Here is an 11,598-nt window from a genome sequence, read left to right on the forward strand (position 1 = left end):
CCATGACGTTGTATCATACCTAATTTAGCTGAGTGCGTATTATGGTTGAGGAATTGCCGTCGGTATTTCTAGTGGGGCCGATGGGAGCGGGGAAGACCACCATTGGCAGGTTGCTTGCTAAGCAGTTGGGACGCTCGTTTGTAGATAGTGATTGGTATATCGAGTCGCAAACTGGGGCTGATATTGCTTGGATATTTGCCAAAGAAGGCGAAGCGGGCTTTCGCGAGCGCGAGACGCGCGCCATTGATGAGCTGACGCAGCAAACACAAATTGTCTTAGCAACCGGTGGCGGCGCAGTGATGGCGGCTGAAAACCGAGCGTTTCTTCATGAACGCGGTATCGTCGTCTATCTTAATGCGCCAGTAGACGTGCAAATGGCGCGTACGGCCAAAGATAAGTCGCGACCTTTATTACAACAGCCCAATCCTAGAAAAATATTGCAAGATTTATACAGCGCCCGCGACCCCTTATATCGGCAAGTGGCGCATATTATTATGCCGACCGGCCATACCTATCCGCGCCATATGGTCAATCAGTTATTGCAGCAACTAGACGCATTTTGTGCCTCAACTTCTATTAGCTCAGCACATCAAGAAGATCAATAAGAAAAAGTTTAATAAACAACGCCGCTCAATTTAATTCAATCCTCATACTTAAGGAGATTTTCATGGCAACGCCACTGTTTCATGCCAACTTAACAGTACAGACGAAAAGTCATGATTACCCTATTATTATTACTGAAGATAGTAATGCCATTAATCCTAAAAAAAGCAGCATGGCAAGTCAAATCGCGCCTTATATTACCGGTCATCAAGTCCTTATCGTCACCAATGAGACGGTTGCGCCTTTATATTTAAAGGCTCTACAGGATGAGCTTGAAGCGCAGTTTACGGTCAAGGTTTGTGTGCTGCCAGATGGTGAGCAGTATAAAAACCAGACCAGTATTAACCAGATCTATGATGCGCTGATGGCAGAGCATTTTAACCGTGATGTGACCTTAATCGCGCTTGGTGGCGGCGTGGTCGGCGACATGACAGGATTTGCCGCGGCAAGCTTTATGCGTGGGGTCAATTTTATTCAAATCCCAACCACTCTGTTATCACAGGTGGATTCGAGCGTCGGCGGCAAGACCGGCATCAATCATCCGCAAGGTAAAAACATGATTGGCGCATTTTGGCAGCCGCAAATGGTGCTTGCTGATATGAGTACGCTAAAAACCTTGCCCGCGCGTGAGTTATCGGCAGGCTTGGCAGAAGTCATCAAGTACGCGCTGATTATGGATGCAGAGTTTTTGACGTGGCTTGAGCACAATCTGCCAGCGATGATGGCGTTAGATTTAGCCGTACTTGGCGAGGCGGTAAAGCGCTGCTGTCAGTATAAAGCCGATATCGTCGCACAAGACGAAAGAGAGTCCGGCGTACGCGCTTTGTTAAACTTCGGTCATACTTTTGGCCATGTGATTGAAACCCATGAAGGCTATGGTAATTGGCTACATGGCGAGGCGGTCGCCGCTGGCATGGTACAAGCGGCTGAGCTGTCGCAAAAAATTGGCTGGTTAACAACTGCGGACGTTGAGCGTATTAAACGCGTACTCACCTTGGCAGATTTGCCGATTACGCCACCCGCTATTGACGTACAAACGGCTTTAGGTTTGATGGGTCATGATAAAAAAGTCAAACACGGACAAATCCGCCTTATTTTGTTAAAATCATTAGGTAAAGCGGTATTGACCAATGATTTTGATGCCAAGCTTTTGACCGAAGTTTTGTCGCAGCATCAATAGTACAAGCTCATTAAGTCGTTAGTAGGTGAGTTGCACGTTTAATTTATCAGTTAATAAATAATCGTTAAACGCTTAAAATAATCATTCCAGCTATTTTTAGCTGCGATATATTTCGACAATCTTGAGCATTATTTTTTTAAGACCATTATTATATAAAACTCTTTTATAAGTATCTTTTTATAAGTACCCTTTTCCAAGGACCTCTCCATGGCAGCATCACGCTCGACGACTCGCACAGCTGGGCAGAAATATCGCCGTCAAGCACTGATTTGGCTGATAGCAACCCTGCTATTGGGCGTGTTTACCGCCTTAGTTTGGATGTTTAGCCAAACGCCAGCGATGGGTGCTAAGATTGAGAATGAGCCAATTTCAGCGCCACAAACCTCAACCGCTGAGCTTGAGCAGCCGCTAAAGATAGAGTCTTTGCATGAGCTCGATACAGACGTGCAGCCGATTAGTTTTGATACCACGGTTAAAGACTTACGCAGCTATCCTGATGAGTTTAAAGACAAGCGTTATCTGCTCGCTAACAAAGGCAAGTGGACAGTGCAGGTGATGAATGTCGCTGAAAATGATGTCATTGTCAGCTATTTAGAAAGCCGAGAAGATCGCGATAAGTTCGCTTATTTCCGCTACCTCGATGAAAATGAGCAGGTACGTTATATGCTGACTTACGGGCTGATGAGCAGTCCACAAGAGGCGGTCGGTGCCGCGAAATTGATAGATTTTAAACTACCTGCAAATGTACGCGTCTTACCTGAAGAGATCAATCGTTACGTCAGTATCATCGATAATTATGAACGTCCGGATCCGGTTAAGGACTTGAGCACCAAGCGCACGCGCAATGTAAACTTGCGCCCAACCAAACGTGAAGTACCAGTACGTCAACAGACACAAACGTCTGATGACAGTAAGGGCCAAATGGTAAATAATAATGCCAATCGCGGCGCACAAGATGGCGCTAATGAAAGCATACGTCAGTCAGCTGATACTTCTGACACTTTGATTGTCAATGAAGAGCGGACGGTCGAGATCGAAGGACAACCAATGACCACGCACTCCTCTACAGATACTAACCGTAAGCCTGAAGCAACCACTGGCAATGCAACAAATAATGGCTCAAGCAATAATAATGCACCGAAAAAACCGCCGGTGGTTGAAGCGCCTAAACCACCGAGCGCCAATGCAAATAGTAACGCCGCCAATAAAAATACCAACGCTGCTGACAAAAACCCCAATGCCAACGCAGCTGGTAAAAACCCCAATGCTAATGCTAACGCTTCAAAAGGCAATAATGACAGCATCAAAGAGCTTATAGAGGAAAAAAGTAACTAACTTCACCGAGCATACCGTTTTATAAACGCTCCTGTCGTATTTTATGGCAGGGGCTTTTTTGTGAACGATTTATTTACTATTAAAAAAGCTTAGTAACGCTTATAAAAGCGGCCTTGAATAAGTAATTATTCTCAATAGTTAGTCGTTAATACGACATTGATAATATATTTTTTTACAAAAACTAGAGTATGAGTTGATAGAAAAGACTAGATTTTTTAATCATCATTAACTAAGATAACTGAGGGCGACGTTCTGTATAGTTATCGTAAATTGTTATTTCATACCTCGATATGGTCGTTTCAAGCGCTGCTACTTGCTACCTATTTAAGCTTATCGCAAGTGGCGCAACTCCTCATTTTATCCCGATTGGGATTGTTAAGGCGCTTGAATGTAGAGCGTCTGATATTCATATTTGACGGCGGTTTAACCTATTCATCGCCAATTTATCCATAACTTTCTTATCAGCTGCTTTGCTTATTGTCCATTGGAGGGGTTAAGGCGTCACCGTTTTTATTAACGTTTACGCCGCTCATATTGAGTTTTTAACCGCTAAAACAGACATAAAAGTAAGCAGAGTCCGATAAGAATTTAGGTATAGATGTCTTAGCGGTAACGTTAAATCAATCGCTGTGATGGTTATAAAATAAAGAGAGTCGTGATAAGTATTTTTATCACCCTCAAAACGCTTGCATTATTTTCTCCGCTTGCGCTTTATTAATCCGCTTATGTGAATATATTTAGCCCGTTCTGCCCGCGGAGTTTGGTTGCTACTTCATATTGAAAGTATAGGCCGTCCGCTCACTCAAAAGGACAAGCTATGTCAATGATTTCCTCCTCTACGCATTTGGCGACCCCAGATGACTTCTCTGATAACTGCGGCTTTGGTTTGATAGCTCATATCGAGGGCCAAGCCAGTCACGATTTGGTAAAAACAGCCATTCATAGTCTAAGCTGTATGACCCATCGCGGCGGCGTTGCCGCTGATGGCAAGACCGGCGATGGCTGCGGTTTATTGCTGGCAACGCCGACGGTATTTTTTAGCGATATCGCCGCTGAGCAGGGCTTTACCCTGACAGCCGATTTTGCCGTTGGCATGGTGTTTGTCAGTTTGGATGAGACAAAAGCGCAGTATAGTCAGCAGGTGCTTAATGAAGAGATTGCCGCCCAAGGTTTAGCAGTGGCGGGCTGGCGCGATGTACCGCTTGACTTAAGTATCGTTGGTGAGATTGGGCGTCAGACATTACCTGGTTTTCAGCAGATATTTGTCAATGCACCAGACGAGATAGCGGCCGATGACTTTAACCGCAAATTATTTGTCGCCCGTAAAAAAGCCGAACAGCGTCTGCATGATGACGAGTTATTTTATGTTTGTTCATTAAACTGTCAGACCATTATCTATAAAGGTTTGGTCATGCCATCAGACCTGCCAGCGTTCTTTTTAGACTTACAAGATACGCGTTTGGCCTCGCATATCGTGGTCTTCCATCAGCGTTTTTCAACCAATACCTTGCCGCGCTGGCCACTGGCGCAGCCGTTTCGCTATCTGGCGCACAATGGCGAGCTTAATACCATCACCGGCAACCGTAGCTGGTCTGAAGCGCGCACGCCAAAATTAAAATCTGATAAATTGCCCAATTTAAGCGAACTAACGCCATTGGTTAATAGCACCGGCTCAGACTCATCAAGCTTAGATAATATGCTCGAAGTCCTGATGTCTGGCGGTATGAGTTTATTCCATTCGATGTCAATTCTGGTACCGCCCGCTTGGCAAAATGTCGACAGCATGGATATGGACTTGCGCGCGTTTTATGAGTTTTACTCGCAGCATATGGAGGCGTGGGACGGCCCAGCAGGGCTAGTGATTCAAGACGGTCGCTATGCGGTCTGTATGCTTGACCGTAATGGTCTGCGGCCGTCGCGTTGGGTGACCACCAAAAATGGCTATATCACGGTGGCCTCAGAAGTCGGCGTTTGGGATTATGCGCCAAAAGATGTGCTTGCTAAAGGTCGGGTTGGGCCCGGTCAGATGCTGGTAATCGATACCATGACTGGTCAAATTATGGATACCAAAGCGATTGCGACGTTACTGAAAAAAGCACATCCGTATCGTAAATGGCTGCGCGAAGAAGCGACGCGTATTCGTGATGATGAGCGCTTAGAAGAAATGCTTGCCGCCCAAGCCTGCCGCGGTGAGCCGCTAAAAGCTTTGCAAAAAATGTATCACATCACCAATGAAGAGCGCACTGAAATCATCCGCCCGAATGCCGAAAATGGTCAAGAACCCGTCGGCTCGATGGGCGATGATACGCCGATGGCGGTGCTGTCGCAGCAAATACGTCATGTCGGTGATTTCTTCCGTCAACAGTTTGCACAGGTGACCAATCCACCGATTGATCCGCTGCGTGAAGCTATTGTCATGTCGTTACAGACGTGTCTTGGTGCCGAGACCAATGTGTTTGCACCATCAGCACGTGACGCGCATCGTATTATCTTATCGTCGCCGGTTTTATCAGCCAGTAAAATGCAGCAGCTTGAAAACTTGGCTGATCCGGCGTTTCAAATGGCGCGTATCGACTTAAACTGCGATGCCAATCTTGAGCTAGCAGCCGCCATCAAAGCCATCTGTGAGCAAGTGGCAAGCAGCATTCGTGCGGGTTTTACTTTGATTGTGTTGTCTGATAAGAATATCGCCGCCGACAAACTACCGGCCAACGCCATTATGGTCACTGGTGCGGTGCATCATTATCTGATTGCCCAAGGTATTCGTACCGATGCCAATTTAATTATCGAGACTGGTCTGGCACGCGATTCACATCAAGTGGCGGTACTAATCGGCTTTGGCGCGACTTGTGTGTATCCATATCTGGCCTATGACGTCATCGATGATTTGGTGGCGACTGGTGAGCTGCTTGGCGATCCGATTCAAGCGCGGGTCAATTTCCGTAAAGGCTTGGATAAAGGTCTGCTGAAGATTTTATCAAAAATGGGTATCTCTACCATTGTCTCGTATCGCGGCGCGCAGTTATTTGAAGCGGTTGGTCTTTCTGAAGAAGTCGTTAACTTATGTTTTAAAGGCGTGCAAAGTCGTATTAAAGGTGCAACCTTTGCCGATTTGGCAGCAGATCAAGCGCAGCTCGCGGCTAACGCTTTTAAGCGTCGTGCACCACTTGATCAAGGTGGCTTATTAAAATTTGTCTTTAATAAAGAATACCATGCCTTTAACCCTGATGTGATTAATAGTCTACATATGGCAGTACGAACTGGTAATTATGACAATTATCGTAACTATGCTAATTTGGTTAATAGCCGTCCGGTCGCCACTTTGCGAGATTTATTACAGCTTAAAACCGACAATCCGCTTGAAGTAGACGAGGTTGAAGATATCTCGGCCATTTTGTCGCGCTTTGACTCAGCGGGGATGTCATTAGGGGCATTGTCACCCGAAGCCCATGAAGCCATCGCTATTGCTATGAATACCATTGGCGGTCGCTCAAACTCAGGTGAGGGCGGTGAAGACCCTGTCCGTTACGGCACCTTGCGCAACTCAAAAATCAAGCAAATCGCTTCTGGTCGTTTTGGGGTCACACCTGCCTATTTGCGCTCAGCAGAGGTTATGCAGATCAAGGTTGCTCAAGGGGCAAAACCGGGTGAAGGTGGTCAGCTGCCAGGCGGTAAGGTCAATACTTTGATTGCGCGACTGCGTTATTCAGTGCCGGGTGTGACGCTCATATCACCGCCGCCGCATCATGATATTTATTCGATTGAGGATCTGGCGCAGCTTATTTTTGATCTCAAGCAAGTCAATCCTGATGCCTTAGTTTCGGTCAAGTTAGTCTCGCGTCCAGGCGTTGGTACGATTGCGACGGGTGTGGCAAAAGCCTACGCTGACCTAATTACCATCTCAGGTTATGACGGCGGTACGGCAGCATCGCCACTTTCGTCCATCCATCATGCTGGCTCGCCGTGGGAGCTGGGGCTTGCTGAAACGCATCAATCGCTACGGGTCAACGGCTTGCGTGATAAAGTTCGTATTCAAACCGATGGCGGTCTAAAAACGGGTCTTGATGTGGTCAAAGCCGCAATTCTTGGGGCAGAAAGCTTTGGTTTTGGCACCACGCCGATGATTGCCGTTGGCTGTAAATACTTGCGCATTTGTCATCTTAATAACTGTCCAACCGGCGTTGCCACCCAAAAAGCCCAGCTACGTGATGAGCATTTCATTGGTGAAGCGGAAATGCTGATTAACTTCTTTAAATTTGTCGCAACCGAAACGCGAGAATGGCTTGCCGCTCTCGGTGTACGCAGTATGGAAGAGCTGGTCGGGCGCACTGACTTGCTTGACGTATTAGAAGGTAATACCGATAAGCAGCGTCATTTGGATTTAACGCCGTTATTATTTAGTCATCCAGCCAGTAGCGGCAAAGCGCAAACTTGTCAGGTGGCGCGTAATGAGCCATTTGATAAAGGCTTGCTCGCTGAGCAAATGATTAACGATATGCTGCTGAGTATCCGTCAAGGGAACGGCGGCGATTTCAGCTATGCCGTCGGCAACTGTGATCGCTCTATCGGCGCGCGTATCTCTGGCGAGATTGCGCAGGTCTGGGGCAACCTTGGTATGAGTGATAGGCCCATTAAACTGCACCTAAACGGTACCGCAGGTCAGAGTTTGGGGGTCTGGAATGCAGGCGGTTTGCATATTGAGCTAGAAGGCGATGCCAATGACTATGTTGGTAAAGGCATGGCGGGCGGTGAGATTGTCATTTATCCACCGCAAGATTCAAGTTTCACCACGCATGAAACCGCCATCATCGGCAACACTTGTCTGTATGGCGCAACTGGTGGCAAGCTGTATGCGGCGGGTACAGCAGGCGAGCGTTTCGGCGTCCGTAATTCGGGTGCTCATGCGGTTATCGAAGGCACGGGCGACCATTGCTGTGAGTATATGACCGGCGGCATCATTACCGTTCTTGGGCGTACGGGGCTGAATTTCGGCGCAGGCATGACCGGCGGCTTTGCTTATGTCCTAGATATGGATGGTGACTTTTTTGACCGCTGTAATCATGAACTGATTGATTTAAACCGTATCTCAAGCGAGCAAATGGAAGGTCATCGTATTTACTTGCAACAAGTGATTGAAACCCATGTAGATAAAACGGGCAGTGCGTGGGGACAAACCATCTTAGCGGACTTTGAGCATTACGCGCGTAAGTTCTATTTGGTAAAACCCAAAGCGGCAAACGTTGCGACCCTGCTTAAAACCACGACGGCTGACCCACAATAAATTGGCTTGGTCAATAATAGGTTTACAAGCAGTTTAATTCATAGGTTTTAAGCAGGTAAATGACAGCCTCTATCCGTAAATTTGCCTCATTTAAGCTACAGATATTGGCTGTCGTTACCCACTATAAAAGAGACAATACCATGGCAAAACGCTTAGAAAATAGTTTTCAGTTTTTAGATGTACCGCGCCTTGAGCCGATTAAAAAAGACATCGTTACGCGCTCAACAGAGTTTGTAGAAATATATCAGCCGTTCGATAGCGAATCAGTAGCGCAGCAATCGCACCGCTGTCTTGAGTGCGGCAATCCATACTGCGAGTGGAAATGTCCGGTACATAATTACATTCCCAACTGGCTTAAATTAGCAAGCGAGGGACAAATATTTCAGGCGGCAGAATTGTGTCATCAAACCAATACTTTGCCTGAAGTTTGTGGCCGTGTCTGCCCGCAAGACCGCTTGTGTGAAGGCGCTTGTACGCTAAACGATGGCTTTGGCGCGGTCACCATCGGCAATGTTGAGAAGTATATCAACGACACCGCTTTTGCCCTTGGCTGGCGTCCTGATATGTCCGAGGTGGTTTGGACGGATAAAAAAGTCGCTATTATTGGCGCAGGGCCTGCAGGACTGGGCTGCGCCGATATCTTAGTCAGAAACGGGGTCAAACCTGTTATCTTTGATAAGCGTCCTGAGATTGGCGGTTTATTAACCTTTGGTATTCCAGAGTTTAAAATGGAAAAAGATGTCATGCGCAATCGCCGTGTCATTTTTGAAGGCATGGGCATGGAGTTTCGTTTAGAGACCGAAATCGGTAGCGATGTCAGTATTGACGAGCTGCTAAGCGAGTACGATGCGGTATTTATGGGCATGGGCACTTATTCTTATATGCGCGGCGGCTTTGCAGGCGAAGAGCTAGAAGGCGTCTACGATGCGCTAGATTACCTGATTGCCAACGTCAATCGCTGCAATGACTGGGAAAAAAATTCAGCAGACTATATCGATTTAAAAGGTAAAAAAGTGGTGGTATTAGGCGGCGGTGACACGGCGATGGACTGTAACCGTAGCAGTGTGCGTCAAGGCGCGCAGCAAGTGGTTTGCGCTTATCGCCGTGACGAAGAAAATATGCCCGGCTCTCGCCGTGAGGTGGTCAATGCGCGCGAAGAAGGCGTTGAGTTTTTATTCAATCGTCAACCGACCGAAATCATTGGCTTAAATGGCAAGGTAAACGCGGTTAAGGTGATTACCACGCATCTGGGCGCGCCTGACAGTCATGGTCGCCGCCACCCTGAGCCTATTCCCAATTCAGAAGAAATCATCCCGTGTGATGCGGTTATTCTGGCTTTTGGTTTCCGTCCTAGCCCGGCCGACTGGTTTGAGAGACAGCAAGTGAGTATGGATAGCTCGGGCCGCGTGCTAGCGCTCGAGCAGCAGACATTTAAATTTCAAACCAGCAATCCCAAAATATTTGCAGGTGGCGATATGGTGCGCGGCTCTGATTTGGTGGTGACGGCGATTTGGGAAGGTCGTGAAGCGGCAGAAGGTATTTTAGATTTCTTAGAAGTCTAGTTTTTAGAAGTCTAGCTTTTAGAAGTCTAGTATTTGGCTATTGGTAGTTATCAATAGCCAAATCCAAATATGCTTTTTCATCATTTTTAAAATGAGGACACGCCCTTGCATGTTTATAACTATAACGTTGACGTCTTTTATCTTTACGGGATAAAAGGCGTTATTTTTTTGATAATTGCTTTATGAATGGTTAAGCTAGCAGTTATCATTTAAGCTACTTTTTATTTATCCATTATAAGAGACGCCCTGCGTGAAACCGACTTTTTGGCAACGATTTACCGCGCCGTTTGTAGAGCCTTACGCCCGCTATCAGCATGCCGATGTTTTGCATGCCATACGTTTGGGCGTGGCCGTGCTTATTGCCCTGTTGTTAAATGAGTTTACCCACTTGCCACATGGCGAGTGGACGACCATCACCGTGTTTGTGATATTGGGATTATTGCAATATCAAGGAGCGATTTATACCAAGGCCAAAGAGCGCATACTCGGCACTTTGCTCGGCGTGGTGGTCGGGCTGAGCTTTTTATGGTTGATTCAAGATACGGGCGGCTGGCTATGGTTATACTATGGGCTGATTGGTATTATCAGCGGTATTATTGGCTACGTGGCGGTTAAGCAGTTGGGCTATATCGGGCTGCTAACGGGTATTACCATGCTGATGATTGTCTCAAGCCCCGACCATAGTGATATCACCCAAGACGGTCTGTATCGCGCCATTAATATTTTACTTGGCGCAGGGGTTGCGGTCGCTGCGACCTTGATTTTACCGCTGAAATCAACGCTAATGTGGCGGTTTTTATTGGCCAGTAACCTTGAAACCTGTGGTAATTTATACACTGGAGTGGGCAATCATATTGATGCCGAGATTTTAGTACCAAAACCCTTTAAATATAGTAAGGCGACCAGTTCAGCCAGTATTATTTACCCAAAAAATCCGGCTGTACCAGATACGCCAGTCAATAAAGCCTTGGTCAAAGCGCTGCAAAAAATCAATAAGCGCCTGCTTGCCGTACGCCCGCATATCGCCGCCACAGCGAGCGAATCTGGCATTGATAAAGAAACGCTAGAGACCATTCAGCGTACCCATCGCAATATTATTGGTACGATTGATTTATTATTAAGTGCGGCGCCGCGCTTGGCAAATATCGAAATTGACGATGAAAACCATATTTTACTGATTCATTATCAGCACGAACTGACCCAAGCGATGCAGCATATGGCGGCGGTATTACGCAGTCCAAATGATGAAGTGTTTCGCCCGATTACGCGCATTGCGGTATCAGAATATCCAAGTGTGGAAAACTTAGGCTTTGAGTGGCAAGGCTATTTTTGGCTCACCCAAACGCTGCAAGTGCAGTTACAGCGCCTTAGTGAATTATTGCAAACCACCAAACCGCAATGGTTTGCTGCCTCTGGCTTGCGCTATCAGCGCCGCGAGCAGCGCCGTATCGAGCATAAAGGCAGCGAAACCGATTTGCACTTATAAATAAAAGCTGAATAAAAGAATAGATAAAAGACAAATAAAAAACGCTGACTCTATAAAGTCAGCGTTTTTTGGATACTTAGATTAACAAATGAAGTGCAATACCAAATGTGAGGTGAAAAAAAGACCTAGATGCGCTAGCATCAAAGTTTTT

Annotated in this window: 6 protein-coding genes; all 6 read left to right on the top strand. The window is 46.7% G+C overall.

Annotation, left to right across the window (positions count from 1 at the left end):
* Nucleotides 1-41: 41 nt before the first annotated feature.
* The 6 genes from aroK (at nucleotide 42) to FOR85_RS10940 (ending at nucleotide 11,447) form a co-directional block, all read left to right on the top strand.
* A complete protein-coding gene (gene aroK, locus FOR85_RS10915; RefSeq protein WP_144297929.1) occupies nucleotides 42-605 on the top strand; it encodes a shikimate kinase AroK in 564 nt (187 codons plus the stop codon).
* Nucleotides 606-667: 62 nt separating this feature from the next.
* On the top strand, nucleotides 668-1,783 hold the full coding sequence (gene aroB, locus FOR85_RS10920; protein ID WP_144297930.1) for a 3-dehydroquinate synthase: 1,116 nt from the start codon (nucleotides 668-670) through the stop codon (nucleotides 1,781-1,783).
* A gap of 207 nt (nucleotides 1,784-1,990) precedes the next feature.
* Nucleotides 1,991-3,118 carry a hypothetical protein gene (locus FOR85_RS10925; protein ID WP_144297931.1) on the top strand — a complete coding sequence of 376 codons (1,128 nt, stop codon included), beginning with the start codon at nucleotides 1,991-1,993 and terminating at the stop codon, nucleotides 3,116-3,118.
* A gap of 817 nt (nucleotides 3,119-3,935) precedes the next feature.
* Complete coding sequence (gene gltB / locus FOR85_RS10930) at nucleotides 3,936-8,399, top strand: glutamate synthase large subunit (RefSeq protein WP_144297932.1); 4,464 nt, start codon at nucleotides 3,936-3,938, stop codon at nucleotides 8,397-8,399.
* 140 nt (nucleotides 8,400-8,539) lie between these two features.
* Entirely contained in the window at nucleotides 8,540-9,961 is a 1,422-nt protein-coding gene (locus tag FOR85_RS10935) for an FAD-dependent oxidoreductase (protein WP_144297934.1), read from the top strand.
* A 250-nt stretch (nucleotides 9,962-10,211) separates the two neighbouring features.
* Nucleotides 10,212-11,447, top strand: coding sequence for an FUSC family protein (locus FOR85_RS10940; protein ID WP_144297933.1), 1,236 nt, complete (start codon nucleotides 10,212-10,214; stop codon nucleotides 11,445-11,447).
* Nucleotides 11,448-11,598 lie beyond the last annotated feature (151 nt).

This window comes from Psychrobacter sp. YGAH215 (assembly GCF_007280595.1).
GTDB classification, from domain to species: domain Bacteria; phylum Pseudomonadota; class Gammaproteobacteria; order Pseudomonadales; family Moraxellaceae; genus Psychrobacter; species Psychrobacter faecalis.

Excerpts from the sequence above, each read along its gene's own strand:
- aroK (WP_144297929.1), top strand. The coding sequence starts at position 42 with ATGGTTGAGGAATTGCCGTCGGTATTTCTAGTGGGGCCGATGGGAGCG.
- aroB (WP_144297930.1), top strand. The coding sequence starts at position 668 with ATGGCAACGCCACTGTTTCATGCCAACTTAACAGTACAGACGAAAAGT.
- FOR85_RS10925 (WP_144297931.1), top strand. The coding sequence starts at position 1,991 with ATGGCAGCATCACGCTCGACGACTCGCACAGCTGGGCAGAAATATCGC.
- gltB (WP_144297932.1), top strand. The coding sequence starts at position 3,936 with ATGTCAATGATTTCCTCCTCTACGCATTTGGCGACCCCAGATGACTTC.
- FOR85_RS10935 (WP_144297934.1), top strand. The coding sequence starts at position 8,540 with ATGGCAAAACGCTTAGAAAATAGTTTTCAGTTTTTAGATGTACCGCGC.